This window comes from Stutzerimonas stutzeri (assembly GCF_019090095.1).
In the GTDB taxonomy this organism is placed as follows: Bacteria; Pseudomonadota; Gammaproteobacteria; order Pseudomonadales; family Pseudomonadaceae; genus Stutzerimonas; species Stutzerimonas stutzeri_AN.
In genome coordinates, this window is record NZ_JAGQFP010000001.1 from 2,137,384 (window position 1) to 2,156,496 (window position 19,113).

Annotated in this window: 13 protein-coding genes; 7 read left to right on the forward strand and 6 right to left on the reverse strand. The window is 64.3% G+C overall.

Annotation, left to right across the window (positions count from 1 at the left end; translation table 11 throughout):
* Positions 1–174: 174 nt before the first annotated feature.
* The 3 genes from KVO92_RS09475 to KVO92_RS09485 form a co-directional block, all read right to left on the reverse strand.
* Entirely contained in the window at positions 175–1,425 is a 1,251-nt protein-coding gene (locus KVO92_RS09475; RefSeq protein WP_217475327.1) for an acyl-CoA dehydrogenase family protein, read from the reverse strand.
* A gap of 191 nt (positions 1,426–1,616) precedes the next feature.
* On the reverse strand, positions 1,617–2,057 hold the full coding sequence (locus KVO92_RS09480; protein ID WP_217475328.1) for a CopD family copper resistance protein: 441 nt from the start codon (positions 2,055–2,057) through the stop codon (positions 1,617–1,619).
* 61 nt (positions 2,058–2,118) lie between these two features.
* Positions 2,119–2,472: a hypothetical protein gene (locus tag KVO92_RS09485; RefSeq protein ID WP_217475329.1), complete on the reverse strand. Its 354-nt coding sequence runs from the start codon at positions 2,470–2,472 to the stop codon at positions 2,119–2,121.
* A 195-nt stretch (positions 2,473–2,667) separates the two neighbouring features.
* On the opposite strand from KVO92_RS09485, the gene KVO92_RS09490 reads away from it, so the two are divergent.
* The 3 genes from KVO92_RS09490 (at position 2,668) to KVO92_RS09500 (ending at position 5,834) form a co-directional block, all read left to right on the forward strand.
* Complete coding sequence (locus tag KVO92_RS09490; RefSeq protein WP_217475330.1) at positions 2,668–3,069, forward strand: DUF488 domain-containing protein; 402 nt, start codon at positions 2,668–2,670, stop codon at positions 3,067–3,069.
* Between the two features lie 153 nt (positions 3,070–3,222).
* Positions 3,223–5,115 carry a DUF294 nucleotidyltransferase-like domain-containing protein gene (locus tag KVO92_RS09495; protein WP_217475331.1) on the forward strand — a complete coding sequence of 631 codons (1,893 nt, stop codon included), beginning with the start codon at positions 3,223–3,225 and terminating at the stop codon, positions 5,113–5,115.
* Positions 5,112–5,834: a 3'-5' exonuclease gene (locus KVO92_RS09500; RefSeq protein WP_217475332.1), complete on the forward strand. Its 723-nt coding sequence runs from the start codon at positions 5,112–5,114 to the stop codon at positions 5,832–5,834. Before KVO92_RS09495 ends, KVO92_RS09500 begins: the two co-directional genes overlap by 4 nt.
* Before the next feature lie 94 nt (positions 5,835–5,928).
* Here KVO92_RS09500 and KVO92_RS09505 read toward each other — a convergent pair whose 3' ends face one another.
* Positions 5,929–7,569, reverse strand: a complete 1,641-nt coding sequence (locus tag KVO92_RS09505; protein ID WP_336512616.1) for a BCCT family transporter — start codon at positions 7,567–7,569, stop codon at positions 5,929–5,931.
* Positions 7,570–7,965: 396 nt separating this feature from the next.
* Entirely contained in the window at positions 7,966–8,964 is a 999-nt protein-coding gene (locus KVO92_RS09510) for a TRAP transporter substrate-binding protein (protein ID WP_217475334.1), read from the reverse strand.
* 354 nt (positions 8,965–9,318) lie between these two features.
* On the opposite strand from KVO92_RS09510, the gene KVO92_RS09515 reads away from it, so the two are divergent.
* The 3 genes from KVO92_RS09515 (at position 9,319) to KVO92_RS09525 (ending at position 16,065) form a co-directional block, all read left to right on the forward strand.
* On the forward strand, positions 9,319–10,263 hold the full coding sequence (locus tag KVO92_RS09515) for an NAD(P)/FAD-dependent oxidoreductase (RefSeq protein WP_217475335.1): 945 nt from the start codon (positions 9,319–9,321) through the stop codon (positions 10,261–10,263).
* A gap of 84 nt (positions 10,264–10,347) precedes the next feature.
* Positions 10,348–11,724, forward strand: a complete 1,377-nt coding sequence (locus tag KVO92_RS09520; protein WP_217475336.1) for an L-serine ammonia-lyase — start codon at positions 10,348–10,350, stop codon at positions 11,722–11,724.
* Positions 11,725–11,889: 165 nt separating this feature from the next.
* Positions 11,890–16,065, forward strand: a complete 4,176-nt coding sequence (locus KVO92_RS09525; protein WP_217475337.1) for a CheR family methyltransferase — start codon at positions 11,890–11,892, stop codon at positions 16,063–16,065.
* 396 nt (positions 16,066–16,461) lie between these two features.
* On the opposite strand, the gene KVO92_RS09530 is transcribed toward KVO92_RS09525, so the two are convergent.
* Positions 16,462–18,018 (reverse strand): sigma-54-dependent transcriptional regulator, encoded by a 1,557-nt coding sequence (locus tag KVO92_RS09530; RefSeq protein ID WP_217475338.1) that lies wholly within the window; start codon positions 18,016–18,018, stop codon positions 16,462–16,464.
* Positions 18,019–18,296: 278 nt separating this feature from the next.
* Here KVO92_RS09530 and phhA point away from each other — a divergent pair, with 278 nt between their 5' ends.
* The gene (gene phhA / locus KVO92_RS09535; RefSeq protein WP_217475339.1) at positions 18,297–19,082 is read left to right on the forward strand and encodes a phenylalanine 4-monooxygenase; all 786 of its coding nucleotides are present in this window, start codon (positions 18,297–18,299) and stop codon (positions 19,080–19,082) included.
* Positions 19,083–19,113 lie beyond the last annotated feature (31 nt).

The window sequence follows — 19,113 nt, forward strand, 5'->3', positions numbered from 1 at the left end:
AACTGGCAGGTGAAGACATCGTCGCGCTTGCCCCTTTGCGCGGCGAGACAGGCGAAGCGCTGATCGAGAAGGCCAACCAGGCCATGTACCGAGCCAAGCGCGCCGGTGGCGACCGCTACGTCTTCAGAGGCGAAGCTGTCCTGGCCGCATGGCCGGAGCCAGGCGCCGACCCGCTCAGTGCCGCCCGGGCGGGGTCAGGTAGGCAGCGGTGGCGCCGCGGGTGGCTTCGCTGGCCTTGATCTCCATCTTCGCGATGCTGCGCAGGTGCACCTGGTCCGGACCATCGGCGAAGCGCAGCGCGCGTCCGCCGGTCCACATGTCGGCCAGCGGCGTATCCGGCGTCAGGCCCATGGCGCCGTAGACCTGCATGGCCCGATCGACGACCCGGGTCTGCATCCGTGGCACCAGTGCCTTGATCATGGCGATCTCCTTGCGCGCCGCCTTGGCGCCGACTTCGTCGATCATCCAGGCGGTCTTGAGCACCAGCAGGCGCGCCTGCTCGATCTCGATGCGCGACTCGGCGATCCAGTCGGCGACGTTGGAATACTGCTGCAGATACCTGCCAAACGCCTTGCGCTCCTGGCAGCGCTCGACCATCAGCTCCAGCGCCAGCTCGGCCATGCCGATCGCCCGCATGCAATGGTGGATACGCCCCGGGCCGAGTCGCGCCTGGGCCATCATGAAGCCCTGCCCTTCCTGGCCGAGCAGATTGGCGACCGGTACCCGCACGTTACGCAGCAGCAGCTCGCAGTGGCCTTCCGGCGCCAGGTGATTCATCACCGGAATATTGCGCACCCGCTCGACGCCGGGCGTGTCGAAGGGCACCAGGATCATGCTCTGCTGCTGGTGGGTCTCGGCGTCCGGGTCGGTCTTGCCCATCACGATCAGCAGCTTGCAGTTGGGATGCGAGGCGTTGGTGATGAACCACTTGCGTCCGTTGATCACGTAATCGTCGCCATCGCGGCGGATCAGCGTCTGGATATTGGTGGCATCGGAGGACGGAACATCCGGCTCGGTCATGGCGAAGGCCGAACGGATCTCGCCTTCGAGCAGCGGTTTCAACCAGCGCTCGCGCTGCTCGGGGGAGGCGAACAGGTGCAGCAGCTCCATGTTGCCGGTGTCCGGCGCGTTGCAGTTGAACACTTCGGACGCCCACTGCACGCGCCCCATGATCTCGGCCAGCGGCGCGTATTCAAGGTTGCTCAGGCCCGTGCCCGGCTCGTCCTCGCCGAGCGAGGGCAGGAACAGGTTCCACAGCCCTTCCGAACGCGCCAGCGCCTTGAGATCCTCCATGAACGACACCGGGTAGGCGCCGGCGGCGACCTCCATCTGCCAGGCGCCGACACGCGGCACGATGTATTGGTCCATGAACGCGATGAGCTGCTGGCGCAGCGCCTCGACACGTGGGCTGTAGGCGAAATGCATCGGATACCTCGGCAATCTGGCGGGTCAGGATGCATGCACCATAGGCGCGGCTCGGTCGAAAAAGAACGAGCCTAAAGCGGCTGAATCTGCCGTCAATCAGGGTGGCTGATAGCGCATCGGGATTGACCGAGGTCATCGTCCTTCGCGCGCCGATGCACTAGAGGGCAGCGCCGAACACGACGTGCGCCAGCCTACCAGTGCAGGTAGAACATGCCCTTGGCCAGCAGCACGATGCCGACCATCTGCGCGAAGATCGCCCAGTGGATCAGCCGGTAGCGCGACGGCGTCATGCGCCCGCTGCGCAACAACATGGCCACCAGCCCGAAGGTGAAGAACACGCCGATCGCCAGCAGGATCTTCAGCGACAGCAGCGTCGCGAAGCTGCTGGAAAACGGATGGGCGAGCGCCTGGCGATGCTGCCAGGCCAGGCCGATACCGGCGCCGTAGACGAACACCACCACCCCGTGCAGCACCACTCGCAGGCGGGCGCCGATGGCCTTGTCTACCGCCTGCATGGTCGTGGGCTCGATCTGCTGGCGCACCCGCCCGAGCACCGCCACCTCGACGAACAGCGTGCCAATGAAAAAGATCGCCGCCAGCAGATGCGTGACATGCAACAGGGAGTAGCTCATCTCGGCTCCTTGGTGTGAGAGGCCAGCCAGCCTAGCAGAGCGGATGGCCCGGCCGAACAGCCTAGCGGGTCCGTGCCGTCAGGCGGGAGCCGTCGCGCTGCACCTGCTGGCCGGCCGCCAGGTCGTTGCGCGAGCTACGCAACCGCGACCGGCTGCCGTCGTCCGCCTCGATCACATACAGCGTCTGGTCCAGTCCGGCCGCTTGCTGCACGCCCTGCCCGGCCAGATAGCCCAACCCACCGCCGACCAGCGCACCGATTGGCCCGCCGGCCGCCGCGCCGAGCATGAAGCCGCTGAGCCCACCGAAACCGCCGCCGACGACGCGATCCGCACGCGCCGAGACCACCTGATCGGCAACGGCCAGCGAGCTGGCCAACAGGGTTGCACAGCTCACCATAGCGACTAGATTTTTCATGCGATGCTCCTTCAAGCGTTGTGTCGTGTACTGACTGTTAGTCACAAAGCATGCCGCTTTTAAAGTTCTTTATTTTCAGCACGTTATAGATGCATATGTATTTTTTACCCACCGTTATTGGTCTTTACTACCAAGCCACAAGTATTTTTTACCACAGCCACAGACACCGCCCACCGCCTCCATGAGCTCGATTCGATGATTCACTGCAAACGTGCCTACGACCCGCCCGGACCCGACGATGGCCATCGCGTACTGGTCGACCGGCTCTGGCCGCGCAACCTGCGCAAGGACGCGTTGGCGCTGGACGACTGGCGCAAGGAGCTCGCGCCCTCGACCGAGCTGCGGCGCGCCTTCAAGACGGGCAAGAAGAGCTTCGAGAGCTTTCGCGACGGCTATCGGCATGAATTGGCGGGCCACCCGGAACATTGGTGGCCACTGCTGGACATCGCGGCTCAGGGCCCGCTGACCTTGATCTACGCCGCGCGAGACGAACGGCAGAACAACGCGCAGGTGTTGGCCGAGTGGCTGGAAGAGGAGCTGGAGCGGCGCAGCGAGCCCAGCTCGCCCACCTGTTATGCCGGCCAGCGCATGGCGTGAGACCCCTCGCGCGCCTGACAGCTCGCGCGACGCCGCTTGTCGATGCAGCGAACGACACGCGGCTGCCTGCCAGCGACTCGCGTTGCGACGCCCCTCCGCCGGGCACCACGGCTATGCTTCAATGCACTGTCAGAGTGCCGTCAGGAGGCCCGAATGCAGGTCGAGCTGCTCGAAATACGCGACCATTTGAGTCGCTTCGCACCCTTCGACGGGCTGCCGGACGACACCCTCGACGAAATCGCCCGACAGGTCGAGGTCGGCTATTTCAAAGCCGGCAGCGAGATACTTCGCTATGGCGAGCCGATCCAGGAGCTGCATTACATCCGCAGCGGCGCGGTGGAAATCTACCGGCGCAACGGCGAACTCTATAACCGCTTGTCCGAAGGCGAAGTGTTCGGCCAGTTCGGCCTGTTGCGCGGTCACAAGGTGCGCCTGCCGGCGCGAGCGATCGAAGACAGCCTGATCTACTTCATCCCCGGCCAGTTGTTCGAGCAGCTGTGCGAGGCCAACGACGCCTTCGCCGATTTCGTCGAAGCGGAAGGCCAGTCGCGCCTGAAGGTAGACGAACCCCAGGGCAAGGCTAGCGAGCTGATGAAGATCAAGGTGCGCAAGCTGGTCACCCGGCGCACCGTCAGCGTCCCGCTGGGCACCAGCGTGCAAGCGGCCGCGCAGGTGATGACCGAGCACGGCGTCTCGTCGCTGGTGATTCTCGGCCCGCCGCCGGCAGGTGCCGAAACGTCGGGCCTCCAGGTCATGACCGGCATCACCACCGACCGCGACCTGCGCACGCGCGTATTGGCCGAAGGCCTGCCGCTGGACACCCCCGTCGATCAGGTGATGTCGCCCAACCCGATCACGATCCAGGCCGACGACTCGGTGTTCGAGGCGATGCTCAGCATGCTGCGCAACAACATCCACCACCTGCCGGTGATGTATCGCCAGCGCCCGGTCGGGGTGATCAACCTGTCGGACATCATCAAGTACGAGTCGCAGAGCAGCCTGTACCTGGTCAACAGCATCTTCAACAAGCAGTCGGTCACCGAACTGCAGGCCCTGGTGCCCGACCTGCGCGCCACCTTTCTGCGCATGGTCAACGAAGAGGCCACGGCGCACATGATCGGCAGCGCCATGTCAGGCATCGGCCGCAGCCTGACCCATCGCCTGTTGGAGCTGGCCGAGCAGCGGCTGGGACCGCCGCCGGTGCCCTACTGCTACATGGTCCTGGGCTCGATGGCACGTGACGAGCAGCTGATCGTCACCGACCAGGACAACGCGCTGGTGATCGACAACCGCTTCGACCCGCGCATCCACGATGAATACTTCCTGCAACTGGCGACCTTCGTCAGCGACGGCCTGGCGGCCTGCGGCTACAGCTACTGCAAAGGCGGCATCATGGCCAGCAACCCTCGGTGGCGCCAGCCGTTGCGGGTCTGGCGGAGTTATTTCACCCAATGGATCGAGCAGCCGAACCCGGAAACCCTGCTCAACAGCTCCATTTTCTTCGACCTCAGCAGCGCCTACGGAGAGGCCAGCCTGGTGGAAAGCCTCAAGGACCTGATCGCCCACAAGGCCAGCAACAGCCCGCTGTTTCTCGCCAGCATGGCCCGCAACGCACTGAACCGCACGCCACCACTGGGCTTCTTCCGCACCTTCGTGATGGAAAAGGATGGCCAGCAGAACAACATCATCAACCTCAAGGGTCGCGGAACCGCTCCGCTGACCGACCTGATACGCGTGCATGCCCTGGCCTGCGGCTCCAAGGCGCAGAACTCGCTGGACCGCCTGGACGCGATCGCGGCCACCAAGCTGCTGACCGAGGACGCCATCACCCAGCTGCGCAACGCCCTGGAATTCCTCTCCATCGTGCGCATCCGCCATCAGGCCATGGACCTGCTCGAAGGACGTGAGCCGGACAATTACATCGAGCCGGAAAAGGTCTCGGCCAGCGAGCGGCATAACCTCAAATCAGCCTTCCAGGTACTGAGCAACGCGCAGCAATTCCTGCGCTTCCGCTACCCGGGCCAGCTGCAAAGCCGGCCCTTATGAAGCGCAACGGACGCACGCCAGCCCCCGACTGGCCCAACCTGTTCGCCCAGCTGGCGCAGACGACCCGCGACCCGCGCCTGGCGCGCTTCTATCAGGCCGGCACGGTGAGCGCCGACACCCCGCTGGAGCAGGCGCCGCTGCTGGCCCTGGACGTCGAAACCACCGGCCTGGACAGCCAGCGCGACTCGATCGTCAGCCTCGGTCTGGTGCCCTTCGATCTGAATCGTATCCGCTGCCGCGAGGCCAGCTACTGGGTGGTCAAACCCATCTGCGAACTGAGCAGCCAGTCGGTCACCTTTCACCACATCACTCACTCGGATATCAGCGATGCGCCAAGACTGGCCTCGGTGCTCGACGAATTGCTCACCCTCATGGCGGGCAAGATCATGGTGGTGCACTACCGCAACATCGAGCGCGGGTTTCTCGACCAGGCGATGCGTCATCTCCTGGGGGAAGGACTGCAGTTCCCGGTGATCGACACCATGCAGCTGGAAGCCCGCCTGCATCCGCGCCGACGCCGCCCTGGCTGGCTGCGCCACCTACTCGGTAAACAGCGGCCGGTATCGATCCGCCTGGCCGACAGCCGCCTGCGCTACGGCTTGCCGCTGTACCAGGCCCACCATGCGCTGGCCGACGCCCTGGCCACCGCCGAGCTGTTGCAGGCACAGGCCGCCTCGCACTATCCCCCGACGACGCCGGTTGGCGAGCTCTGGAACTAAAAAAAAAAGCGCGACCACCAGGGCCGCGCTTTTTTCTTTCCGATCTACTACCCGGTTACACGCCTGAGCGGCCTGCAACCGGGTCACGCGCTAGCTAGCGCGGCTCACTCATCAAGCCTTTGACGATCGACACGCAGCCGACCAGCAGCACGACGGTGAACGGCAGCCCGGTCGAGACCGCCATGGCCTGCAACGCCACCAGACCGCCCCCGAGCAGCAGGGAAATGGCCACAGCGCCCTGCAGAATGGCCCAGAAGGCCCGCTGAGGCACCGGCGCGTTGACCTTGCCGCCAGCGGTGATGGTGTCGATGACCAGAGAGCCGGAGTCCGACGAGGTGACGAAGAACACCACCACCAGCACGATGCCGATAAAGGAGCTGATTTCAGTCCAGGGCAACTGGCCGAGCATGGCGAACAGCTTCAACTCCAGCGCCGCATCCTGCACCCCGGTGAAGCCATCGGTAACGAACTGGCCGAGGGCGGTGCCGCCGAACGCAGTCATCCACAGCACCGAGACCAGCGACGGCACCAGCAGCACTGCCGTCAGGAACTCACGCACGGAACGGCCGCGGCTGACGCGGGCGATGAACATACCGACGAAGGGCGACCAGCTGATCCACCAGGCCCAGTAGAACGCCGTCCAGCCTTGGCTGAAGTTCACATCGGCACGACCGACCGGGTTCGACAGCGCCGGCAGGTAGGCCAGGTAACTGCCCAGGTTGCTGAAGAAACCGGTGACGATGGCCAGCGTCGGCCCAGCGATGATGATGAACAACAGCAGCAGCAGCGCCAGCACCATGTTGAACTCGGACAGGCGCTTGACCCCCTTGTCCAGGCCCGCCAGCACGGACATCAGCGCGATCACCGTAATACCGATGACCAGAAGGACCTTGCTGGTGTCGGTATTGGGCATGTTGAAGAGGAATTCGAGACCGGCCGCCGCTTGCTGGGCGCCCAGGCCCAACGAGGTCGCCAGACCGAACAGCGTCGCGAACACGGCCAGGATATCGACGATATGCCCAGGCCATCCCCACACCCGCTCGCCGAGCAGCGGATAGAAGATCGAGCGGATGCTCAGCGGCAAGCCTTTGTTGAAGGAGAACAGCGCCAGCGCCAGCGCCACGATCGCGTAGACCGCCCAGGGGTGCAGGCCCCAGTGGAAGATCGTCGCGGCCATGCTCAGGCTGGCGGCGGCCTTGGCATCACCGGCAGCGGCGCCCAATGGTGCCCAGTCGGTGCGCACGCCATTCTCCACCGTGGTTCCCCCCAGTGCCGTGGAGAAGTGGGACATGGGCTCGGCTACCCCGTAGAACATCAGACCGATGCCCATGCCGGCGGCGAACAGCATGGAGAACCAGCCCGCGTAGGAGTAATCCGGGGTCGCCTCTCTACCCCCCAGGCGCACCCTGCCCAGGGGCGAGATGATCAGACCCAGGCACAGCAGGACGAAAATATTCGCCGAGCCGAGAAAGAACCAGGCCAGATGGCTGGTCAGCCAGTCGCGAAGCGCGGTGAACATCGGCTCGACATCGGCGCGCATCGCCAATGTCACGACCACGAAGAGCACGATGGTCAATGCGGAGATGATGAACACCTTGCCGTGTACGTCGAAGAACTTCCGTGTGATGTTGTCCTGACCGATGACGTAGTCGGTATCGATCAGGTTGGCCGCCCCGGTCGGGGCGGGGATGGCCTCCACGGCGGGTGCCGTGTTTTTCCCAGGATTAGTCGCCACCTGCTGTTCTCCTTGTTCTTGGTTGGCATGTTGAAACGCAAGCACAGGGAGGCACGCGCCCCTTTGCTGCGGCCAGGTCGAATACGCCTGTCGGAAAATCCTAGCAGCCATGACCCCTGAGCCTAGCGACCAAGACCGGCATCGACATTGTCAGAACCGTCATTTGCGTGGTGCGGGTCTTGCCGTTGCGCTACCAGTTCATGTAGCAGCGTTTTTCGCTTGGCGCCACTTAAATGCCGCGACGTGACCTTCGGCCAACCGGCGAGGCGAAGCGCCGCGAAGGTGTGCGACGAGCAGCAGAATCACGCGAGCGCAAGACGGCGTGACGGGAGAGGAATGGGCGCGCAGCGGTGAGCCCGCTCGCCGAGGCGCGAGGTCGGCGAGGGGATTTCTGGATCAGTGCTTGCGGTTGACCGTCAACGCCGCGCGAATCACGTCTGCGCCGATATCGGCTTCGTAGCGTTGCCAGACCGGCATCATCTTTTCGCGCCAGGCCTGGCGCTGTTCCGGCGTCAGGGTAATCAGCTTGCTGCTGCCGCTGGCGAGGATGCGATCGCGGTCGCGCTGGTTGAGCGCCGCGGCTTCCTTGTTCACCGCCTGGGTCACCTCGAGCACGATGCCTTCGAGTTCCGAGCGCACCGCGAAGGGCATGCTCATCCAGAACTTCGAGCTGGTCACCAGCATGTAGTTGAGCACGCCGTGATTGCTTTCGGTGATGAACGGCTGAACCGTATGCATGTTTTGGCTGGCAATGTTCGACCAGGGGTTCTCGGCGCCCTGCACCTCGCCTTTCTTCAGTGCGCTATAGACCTCGGCGAACGGCAGCACCACCGGCTTGGCCCCCACCGCCTCGAACTGCGCTTCGAGCACCGCCGAGGGCTGGATGCGGAAGGCCAACCCGGCGGCGTCGTCCGGCGTCCGCAGCGCCTGGGTAGCCGAGAGCTGCTTCAGGCCATTGTTCCAGTAGTCCAGGCCATAGATGCCGGAGTCGGCCATGGAGCGCAGCAGCTCGCGGCTCATCTCGCGTTTCTGGAAGCGCTGCACGGCGTCCTGGTCGTCGAACAGGAATGGCAGATCGAAGACTTGCAGCTTGCGGGTGTACTTGCCGAACTTGGACAACGAAGGCGCCAGCATCTGCACCCGACCATCGAGCAGCGCCTGCATTTCATCGGCATCGCCGACCAGTGTCGAGTTCGGATAGACCTCGACCTTGACCTTGCCGGCCAGGCGTTCATGGACCAGTTTCTGGAACAGCAGGGCGCCCTTGCCCTTGGGTGTGTCGTCCGCCACCACGTGCGCGAACTTGATGACGAAGGGCTCGCCTTCGGCTGCGTTAGCCGGAGCAGTCAACCCACACAGCGCCGCGACCAGCACGGCAACACAAGACTTGAACATCTGACCCCCCAACGGGAAAAGCTCGGACCCGGCGCCTTATGAGCACCGTTCGAGTGGTTTATCGATTGCGATTGGTTCGACTCGCGCGACCGCGCGGCGGATAAGGTCGAACAGGAGTAGCCCGCTCATCACGGCGACGGAGCGCCGGCGGCTGGCCTTTATTGGAATGCGGCACGTGAGATACCGCCGCAGGGGCGGTACCGCACGAGGCGGGAAGTCTTCGTCATCAGCGCAGCCGACACAAGCGCGAGAAGTCCAACCAGCTCGCAAAAACGGCACACCGCGTTGATCGGACGAATAGAACTTCACGCGGCGCGCCATTTCTATTGGCAACACACACCACTGACCGATGCCATGAATTCTCACCCGTCATCTGCGCATTCCGTTCCGGTCGACTGCCTGATCGTCGGCGGCGGCCCCGCCGGCCTGACCGCTGCGCTTTATCTTGGCCGCTTCCATCGCAGCTGCCTGGTAGTCGACGCCGGTTGCAGCCGCGCCTCATGGATACCGCGCTCGCGTAACTATCCGGGGTTTCCACCCGGCATCAACGGCAACGACCTGCTGGCCCGGTTGCGCGACCAGGCCAGCGGCTATGGCGCCCGGCTCGAGCAAGGTCGGGTGGAGCAGATCGAGCCACATGCCGAGGGGTTCAGCGTGCGCTATGGCGAGCGAACCTGCATCGCCCGCCGCATCATCCTCGCCACCGGCATCGAGGACACCTTGCCGGACATGCCGGATGTCGAGCAGGCGATCAGCGAGGGCAAGGTACGCTTGTGTGCGATCTGCGACGGCTACGAGGTCGATGGCGATAACGTCGCGGTGTATGGCGAAGCGGAAAACGCCATCGGCCATGCGGTGTTCCTGCGTACCTTCAGCGATCGCGTGACGGTGGTGGTGCACGGCGAGCCGGATGCCTGTGACCAGGCCATCGCGCTGGCCGAGCACTACGGCATCCAGCTCATCGGTGACCGTGTCGAATCGTTGCACCCTTGCGAGACCGGCATCGAGCTGCTGACCTGCAGCGGCGATCGGCACCACTTCGACATCATCTACCCCAACCTCGGCGCACGCTTTCGCTCCGATCTCGCGGTTCAGCTCGGTGTGCCCTGCGACGAGTGTGGCGGCGTGCCGGTAGACGATCACTTGCAGACCTCGGTACGCGGCGTCTATGCGATCGGTGACGTGACCCTTGGCCTGAAGCAGATCAGCGTCGCCATCGGCCAGGCCGCCCAGGCCGCCACCGCGGTGCACAACAGCCTGGAAGCCAAGCCTTGGGGCGGCTCGGCGCGCAATCGCTGACCGCGGGGCCGGCAGGCGCATTCGCACCGACATGCGTGCACGGGTCTAGGCTCTAGAGAAGCCCAACCATTGTGGAGCATCACCATGTCACTCAGCGTTTTCGACCTGTTCAAGATCGGCATCGGGCCGTCCAGTTCGCACACGGTGGGGCCGATGCGCGCAGCACTGCGATTTGCCGAGGGCCTGCGCGATGACGAGCTGCTCGCGACTACCGAGCGCGTCAGAGTCGAGCTCTATGGTTCGCTCGGGGCGACCGGCAAGGGCCACGGCAGCGACAAGGCAGTGATCCTCGGACTCGAAGGCGAGCTGCCGGAGGAAGTCGATACCAGCAGCATTCCCCAGCGCATGGCCGCGATTCGCGCCTCGCACGAACTGCGTCTGCTGGGCGAAAAGCTCATCCGATTCGAAGTCAGCAACGACCTGCAGTTCATCCGCAAACCGCTGGCGTACCACCCCAACGGCATGATCCTGCGTGCCTTCGACGCTGCCGGCTTGCAACTGCGCAGCCGTGAGTACTATTCGGTAGGCGGTGGTTTCGTCGTCGACGAGCAGGCCGCCGGCAGTGATCGCATCGTCGAGGATCGCACGCCCCTGCCCTACCCGTTCCGCAGCGCCAGCGAACTGCTGACCCTGTGCAGCGAGCATGGACTGTCAATCAGCGAACTGATGCTGGCCAACGAGGCGGTATGGCGCCCTGACGCCGAGACCCGCGCCGGCCTGCTGAAGATCTGGCAAGTGATGCAGGAGTGCGTCAAGGCCGGTTGCCGCACCGAAGGCGTAATGCCCGGTGGGCTCAAAGTGCAACGACGCGCGGCGGGGCTGTACCGTCAGCTCAGCGAGCACCCCGAAGCCAGCCTGCGCGACTCGCTCAGCGTCCTCGACTGGGTCGACCTGTATGCCTTGGCGGTCAACGAGGAGAATGCCGCCGGTGGTCGCGTGGTCACGGCACCGACCAATGGCGCGGCGGGCATCATCCCCGCGCTGCTTCATTACTACGTTCGCTTCATCCGCGGCGCCAACGAAGACGGCGTCGTGCGCTTTCTGCTCACGGCCGCGGCGATTGGCATCCTCTACAAAGAGAACGCTTCGATCTCCGGCGCCGAGGTCGGGTGCCAAGGCGAGGTTGGCGTGGCGTGCTCGATGGGCGCGGGTGCGCTCTGCGAGGTGCTGGGCGGCACCCCACAACAGGTCGAGAATGCCGCGGAGATCGGCATGGAACACAACCTGGGACTGACCTGCGACCCGGTTGGCGGACTGGTACAGGTGCCCTGCATCGAGCGTAATGCGATGGGCGCGGTCAAAGCGATCAACGCGGCACGAATGGCGCTGCGGGGCGACGGCAGCCACTTCATTTCGCTGGACAAGGTGATCCGCACCATGCGCCAGACCGGCGCCGACATGAAGAGTAAATACAAGGAAACGGCGCGCGGCGGGCTGGCGGTCAACATCATCGAGTGTTGAACATCCCGAGCACGACGACCCGCCATTGTTGCTTTACGCAGTAATTGCCACGGCGAAGCTTTATCATCCGTGCGCCGGTGCCACGGCTCGACGGTTGAAAGGCCTCGCCTGGGCTGCTGCCTGCCGTCCTGATCAGCAGGAACGTCCTAGAACAACGAGGAATCGATGAGCAACAGCGCCGAGCCGTCCACGCCCAAGAACCTGCCACTGACCCGCAGCACGCTGCAATTTCCCGTGGTCGGCATCGGTGCCTCGGCGGGCGGCATCCAGGCGCTGCGGACCCTGTTCGAGCACATGCCGAGCGACTGCGGCATGGCGTTCGTGGTGATCATGCATTTGTCGCCCACGCATGAAAGCAAGGTCGACAGGATCATCCAGGCCGTCACCCGCATGCCGGTGCAGCAGGTCACCGAGTCTGTTCCCATCGAGCGCAACCACGTCTATGTGATTCCGCCGGCGATGGACCTGTCGATGAACGACGGCTTCCTGCGCCTGCAGCCGCCCGAACGCGAGCGTGGCGCCCACGTGGCGATCGACCTGTTCTTCCGGACCTTGGCCGACGTTCACCATACCCACGCCATCGGCATCGTGCTGTCGGGCAGTGGCGCCGATGGTTCGGTCGGGCTGTCGCGCATCAAGGAACAAGGCGGCGTGACCCTGGCGCAGAGCCCGGAGGACGCCGAGCACGACTCGATGCCGCTCAGCGCCATCGAAACCGGCATGGTCGATATCGTGCTACCGGTCGCGCAAATGCCGCGTCGCCTGGTGGCGCTGGGACGCAACCTGGAAGCGCTGCTGGCTCGGCGCGAGCCCCTACCGCCGCCCGGACAAACCGAGCAGGACGATACGGATCAGACCCGAGCGGACGACGAGCAGGCTCACATCCCGTCCAAATCCAACGAGCGGGCATTGCGCGAAATACTCGCGGCGCTGCGCAGCCGCACCGGCCACGATTTCCGTCACTACAAGCAGGCCACCGTGCTGCGCCGCATCGAGCGGCGCATGCAGGTCAATGCGCTCCGCGACATGCCCAGCTACGTCAAGCATCTGCAGGCACACCCCGAAGAAACACCGGAACTGCTGGCGGACATGCTGATCGGCGTGACCAATTTCTTCCGCGACCGGGAAGCGTTCGAAGCGCTGGAGTGCCACGTCATCCCGGCGCTGTTCGAACAGAAGGCCGAGGCGCAGGACAAGTCGCTGCGGGTCTGGTCCGCCGCTTGTTCGACAGGCGAGGAAGCCTATTCGCTGGCCATGCTGCTGGTCGATCATGCCCGCCTGTGCGATCCCTCCGCCGAGCCGAATCTGCAGCTGTTTGCCACCGATATCGACGATCGCGCCCTGGAAACCGCTCGTGCCGGCCTGTATCCCGAGGCGATCGTCACCGACGTCCCGCCGGGTCGTCTGCGCCAGCATTTCGTCAGGGAGCAGAACCACTTCCGCCTGCACAAGGAGCTGCGCGAACGTATTCTCTTCGCGCGCCACGACATCCTGCGCGACCCGCCGTTTTCCCGGCTCGACCTGATTTCCTGCCGCAACCTGATGATCTACCTCGACCGGGATATCCAGATCGAAGTGCTGCGCATGTTCCACTTCGCGCTCAAAACCGGCGGCTACCTGTTCCTCGGCAGCTCGGAAACCGCCGACGCGTGCAGCCAGCTGTTCGAACCGGTGGACAAGAAGAACCGCATCTACCGCGCCAAGAGCGTGGGCTCTGGCCTGCGTCGTACGCCCCCTGGTCCCTTCCAGACGCTGACGGCCGGCGGTGCGCTGAGCCGCGCGCCGCTCGGCCAACCGCCCAGGCGTAACCGGAAGTTCTCCTTCGCCGAGGTGCATCAGCGTGCGCTCGAGCAGTACGCCCCGCCCAGCGTGATCGTCAATCACGAAGCGGAAATCGTGCACATGTCCGACAAAGCCGGAAATTTCCTGCGCTATGTCGGTGGCGAGCCCTCCCTCAACCTGACCGCCCTGGTCCATCCGCAGTTGCGACTCGAGTTGCGCACCGCCCTGTACCAGGCGGCCCACACTGGCAAGAGCGTCGAAGCCCGACGGGTCCGCCTGGAGCGTGACGGTCGCAGCGCCTACGTGAACATGGTGGTCCGACCGTTCCGTGATAACGAAGCCGGCAGTGAATTCATCCTGGTGATTTTCGATGAAGTCGAAGACTGCATGGAAAGCAGCGCGCTGGACCACGCCAAAACCAAGGACAGCGTGCTTACCCAGCTGGAAGCCGAGCTGCAGCAGGCCAAGGAGCGGCTACAGGTCACGATGGAGCACTCGGAGACCTCGACCGAGGAACTACGCGCCTCGAACGAGGAGTTGCAGGCGATCAACGAAGAGCTGCGCTCGGCCACCGAGGAGCTGGAAACCAGCAAGGAAGAACTGCAGTCGATCAACGAAGAGCTCACCACGGTCAACTTCGAGCTCAAGACCAAGGTCGACGAGACCAGCAAGATTAATGACGATCTGCAGAACCTGATCGCCTCGACCGACATCGCCACCCTGTTCGTCGATCGGAACATGCGGATCAAATGGTTCACGCCGCGCGCGCAGGACATCTTCAACGTGATCGGCAACGACGCCGGGCGCGCGCTGTCGGACATCACCCACCGCCTCGACTACCCGCAGCTGCACAAGGACGCCACCTTGGCGTTCGAGGCGCTCAACCTGGTCGAGCGCGAGATCAGCAACCTCGACGGCGACCGCTGGTACCTGGCGCGCTTCCTGCCTTATCGCACCCTGGACGACCGCATCCAGGGGGCCGTGCTGACCTTCATCGACATCACCGCCCGTCGTCGGGCCGAAGAGCAGGTGCGTGCCGGCCAAGCCCATATGAAGCAGTTGGCCCAGAGCACCAAGGGCTACGCCATCATCACGCTGGATTGCGACGGCTTCATCACCACCTGGAACCGCGGCGCCGAGTACATTTTCGGTTATGCCGAAAACGAAGCGATTGGCCAGGACATTCGCATGATCTACACCGAAGCGGACCGCCAGCTCGGGGTACCGGAAGCCGAACGCAAACGCGCCCTGGACCAGGGCCAGGCCGCCGACGAACGCTGGCATGTGCGCCGCGACGGCACGCAGTGCTTCTTCAGCGGCCTGGTCAACCCGCTGGTGGACAATAACGGCCGGATCACCGGGTTCGCCAAGATCGCTCGGGACATCACCGAGGACCGTCAGCGGAGCAACGATCAGCAGAGCGAGCTGGAGAGCATCCAGGCGGCCAACCAGCAGAAGGATCAGTTCTTCGCCGTGCTCTCGCACGAGCTCAAGCATCCGCTGAACCTGATCCAGCTGAACACCGACCTGATCGCCCGTTCGCAGTCCGCCAAGAACACGCCGAGCCTGCACAAGGCCACCCAGGCGATCCAGAACGCGGTGCGCAGCCAGTCACGGATCATCGACGACCTGATGGACGTGTCGCGGATCCGGACCGGCAAGCTCAAGCTCAACTTCGTCACGCTCAATTACCAGGACGTCCTCAAAGGCATCGAAGCGGTGTTCGGCCCGCTGGCCCAGACCGAGGGCGTGACCTTCGACACCTACAAGCCGGACTTGCCGGTCTTTGTCCACGCCGACCCGACGCGGCTGGAACAGATCATCTGGAACCTGCTGAACAACGCGTGGAAGTTCACCAAAGGTGGCGAGCGCATCTGTATGCAGCTCGAGCGCGACGGCGACCAGGCACGCCTGGACGTGATCGACACCGGGGAAGGAATCTCCGCGGACTTCCTGCCCAAGGTGTTCGACATGTTCGGCCAGGCCGAGATGCAGCATGCCCAGCGCTCCAAGCACGGTCTGGGTATCGGTCTGGCGCTGGTCAAGCAGTTGGTCGAAGCCCACGGCGGGCGCATCGAAGCCTTCTCTGAGGGGCTCAGCCGTGGCGCGCGGTTCAGTGTCTGGCTACCGATGCATCTGCAGACCGAAATGGAGCTCAACGAGAGCGCCAGGGCCAGTGACGTGGGCGGCCTGGCGGGCATCCGCATCCTGCTGGTCGATGACTCGCCGGAGATTCTCGACACCCTGTGCGAACTACTCGAGAGCGAGGGCGCCACGGTGACCATCGCCGACAGCGGCACCCGGGGTATCGAACTCGCCGAACAGATGCGCTTCGACGTCATCGTCTCCGACGTCGGCATGCCGGACGTCGACGGGCACGCGATGATGAGCGAGATACGCCGCGGCACCACCAACACCGACACGCCCAGCATCGCCCTGACCGGCTACGGCACCTTGCGCGATGTAGAGAAGGCCAAGAACGCCGGCTTCACCCTGCATCTGCGCAAGCCCATCGACCTGCAGGCACTGATCGACGCCGTGTTACAAGCCGTGTCCTGAGTGTTCTCAGCAGACCAGGCCGCCATTCGCCGCGAGGTCGCGGCTCCCACACAAACCCCAGCACCGGCACGCCGCCCCCTGTGGGAGCGCCGACCCCGGCGCGAAGCGGTTATTCCGAACCAACACTTCTGGCCGCCGCCATCCGCAGCTCGCAACCCCAATTCGCCGCGAGGTCGCGGCTCCCACACAGCCCCCAGCAATCGCACGCTCCCCCTGTGGGAGCGCCGACCCCGGCGCGAAGCGGTTATTCCGAACTGACACTTCTGGCCGCCGCCATCCGCAGCTCGCAACCCCAATTCGCCGCGAGGTCGCGGCTCTCACACAGCCCCCAGCAATCGCACGCTCCCCCTGTGGGAGCACCGACCCCGGCGCGAAGCTTTCCGCGCCGCGCACTGCTCACGCGTCCCGGCCGATTCCGTACTCCCGCAGCTTATTGGCCACGGTGGTATGGGACACGCCGAGTCGCTTGCCCAGCAGGCGGCTGCTGGGATGGCGTTGATAGAGTTCCTGGAGCACCGCTTTTTCGAAGCGGCCAACGATCTCGTCGAGGTCGCCCTCCAGCGAAAAATCACCCAGCGGCCGCGGCGTGCCGTAGTCCGGCAAGCGCACGTGCTCGGGCTTGATCAGCTTGCCATCGCACAGCGAGACCGCCTGAAACAGCGTGTTTTCCAACTGCCGCACGTTGCCCGGCCAGTGGTAGCCCGCCAGCCGCTCCAGCGCCTGCTCGGACAGGCTCGGCAGCGGGCAACCGATCTGACGGCTGGCCTGGTCGACGAAATGCAGCGCCAGCGGCTCCAACCCGTCCAGGCATTCGCGCAAGGGTGGGATGTGCAACGACAGCACATTGAGGCGGTGATACAGGTCCTGGCGAAACTCGCCCTTGGCGCAGAGTTCCGACAGGTCCAGCTGCGTGGCGCAGATCACCCGCACATCGAGGTACACCTCCTCGTCACTGCCGACCCGGCGGAAGCAGCCGTCCTGCAGGAAGCGCACGAGCTTGGCCTGCAAGCGGGTGCTCATCTCGCCGACCCCATCGAGAAACAGGGTGCCACCGGTGGTCAGCTCCAGGAGACCGAGCTTGCCTTCCGGGCGTGCCCCTTCAAAGGCACCAGGGCCGTAGCCGAACAGCTCGGTCTCGGCCATGGATTCCGGTAGCCCAGCGCAATTGAGCGCCATGAACGGCGATTGCCCACGCGGACTGGACAGATGACAGGCGCGCGCCAGCAGCTCCTTGCCGGTGCCGGTTTCGCCCTCGATCAGCAGCGGCGCATCCAGCGGCGCCATGCGCCGCGCTTCGCGGACCACGGCGGCCATCACTTTGGAGCTCTGGAAAATACTGTCGAAGCCGCGCAGCTCCTGCTTGCGCACGTTGTAGATGCGCTCACCGACGCGATCGGCACGGTGCAGTGTGAGCACGGCACCGGCCAGGGCCTCGCTGTCATCATGTTCCGATTGCAATGGGGCGATGTCGGCGAGGAATACATCGCCCTTGATGGTGACGCGCAGGCCATTGATGCGCGCCTTGTTCGCTCGCACCAGCTCCGGCAGGTCGAAATCCTCGGCGTAGCGCGACAGGCTCATCCCGGGCACCTCGTCCACCCGAACCCCGAGCAGCTGCGCCGCAGCGCGGTTGGCCGCCACGATGGCGCCGGCCATGTCGATGGACAGCACCGGAAACTCCAGCGCGCCGAGCAGCGCATTGAGCTCCAGCGAATGCCGCTCGCTGGGCATCAGGCCGACCTTGCGTACCTCGAAGACGCCTTGCAGCGCCTCAATCTTCGGCCGCAGCGCCTGCAGCTGCAGGTTCATCAGGTTCGGGCAATGCAGGTAGACCGCGTTGCCGTGCTCGCCGCCCACTTCGCCGCGGGCGACGTTGATGCCGTAGTCGACCAGCAGCTCGAGCATGTCACGGAGGATGCCAACGCGGTTCTGGCAGAGAATCTTGATACGCATGCAAGGTGCCTTCAGGCCATTCGTTAGGGTGGAGCCACGTCGCGGAGCCGATTTTTTGCCGTTCGACGTTGATTATCGTCAAGATTATTTGACAGCCACATCTCCAAGCAAGGCGAATATCTCGCAAAGCGACGCTACCGTAATGGATTCGTTACAACTCGGCCGCGCCATCGGCGTTTGCGCAGGCCCCAGGCGCTAGCCAGCGCGTGCTGCGCGCGTTCAGATGAGGCATCCCATAACAACAAAGACTCAGGCGGCCGCCCCGCTCAGGAGGTCAGATGAAAACCACTCAGTACGTTGCCCGCGAGCCGGATGCGCAAGGTCACATCCACTACACGGACGCAGAACATGCGGTCTGGCAGACCTTGATCGCACGTCAGCTGAAGCTGCTCGACGGCCGTGCCTGCCAGGAATACCTGGATGGCATCGAACAACTCGACCTGCCCTACGACCGCATCCCCCAGCTGGACGAGATCAACCGCGTGCTGCAAGCAACCACGGGCTGGCAAGTCGCCCGGGTGCCTGCGCTGATTCCGTTTCAGACCTTTTTCGAACTGCTGGCCAGCAAGCGCTTTCCGGTCGCTACTTTTATCCGTACGCCGCAAGAGCTGGATTACCTGCAGGAACCCGACATCTTCCACGAGATCTTCGGCCACTGCCCGCTGCTGACCAACCCCTGGTTTGCCGAATTCACCCACACCTACGGCCAGCTCGGCCTCAAGGCGACCAAGGAAGAACGCGTCTACCTGGCGCGGCTGTATTGGATGACCATCGAGTTCGGCCTGGTGGAAACCTCCGCCGGACGGCGCATCTACGGTGGCGGCATCCTCTCCTCGCCCAAGGAAACGCTCTACAGCCTGTCCGACGAGCCCGAGCACCAGGCATTCGACGTGGTGGAGGCGATGCGCACGCCCTATCGCATCGACATCCTGCAGCCGGTGTACTTCGTCCTGCCGGAGCTCAAGCGGCTGTTCGACGTGGCCCATGAAGACATCATGGCCCACGTCCGCACCGCCATGCAGCTGGGCCTACACCAGCCGAAGTTCCCGCCGAAAGCCGCGTAGGGTGGAAAACGGCGAAGCCTTTTCCACGCGT

Excerpts from the sequence above, each read along its gene's own strand:
- KVO92_RS09495 (WP_217475331.1), top strand. The coding sequence starts at position 3,223 with ATGCAGGTCGAGCTGCTCGAAATACGCGACCATTTGAGTCGCTTCGCA.
- KVO92_RS09485 (WP_217475329.1), bottom strand. The coding sequence starts at position 2,472 with ATGAAAAATCTAGTCGCTATGGTGAGCTGTGCAACCCTGTTGGCCAGC.
- KVO92_RS09490 (WP_217475330.1), top strand. The coding sequence starts at position 2,668 with ATGATTCACTGCAAACGTGCCTACGACCCGCCCGGACCCGACGATGGC.
- KVO92_RS09480 (WP_217475328.1), bottom strand. The coding sequence starts at position 2,057 with ATGAGCTACTCCCTGTTGCATGTCACGCATCTGCTGGCGGCGATCTTT.
- KVO92_RS09500 (WP_217475332.1), top strand. The coding sequence starts at position 5,112 with ATGAAGCGCAACGGACGCACGCCAGCCCCCGACTGGCCCAACCTGTTC.
- KVO92_RS09525 (WP_217475337.1), top strand. The coding sequence starts at position 11,890 with ATGAGCAACAGCGCCGAGCCGTCCACGCCCAAGAACCTGCCACTGACC.
- KVO92_RS09520 (WP_217475336.1), top strand. The coding sequence starts at position 10,348 with ATGTCACTCAGCGTTTTCGACCTGTTCAAGATCGGCATCGGGCCGTCC.
- KVO92_RS09510 (WP_217475334.1), bottom strand. The coding sequence starts at position 8,964 with ATGTTCAAGTCTTGTGTTGCCGTGCTGGTCGCGGCGCTGTGTGGGTTG.
- KVO92_RS09530 (WP_217475338.1), bottom strand. The coding sequence starts at position 18,018 with ATGCGTATCAAGATTCTCTGCCAGAACCGCGTTGGCATCCTCCGTGAC.
- KVO92_RS09515 (WP_217475335.1), top strand. The coding sequence starts at position 9,319 with ATGAATTCTCACCCGTCATCTGCGCATTCCGTTCCGGTCGACTGCCTG.
- phhA (WP_217475339.1), top strand. The coding sequence starts at position 18,297 with ATGAAAACCACTCAGTACGTTGCCCGCGAGCCGGATGCGCAAGGTCAC.
- KVO92_RS09475 (WP_217475327.1), bottom strand. The coding sequence starts at position 1,425 with ATGCATTTCGCCTACAGCCCACGTGTCGAGGCGCTGCGCCAGCAGCTC.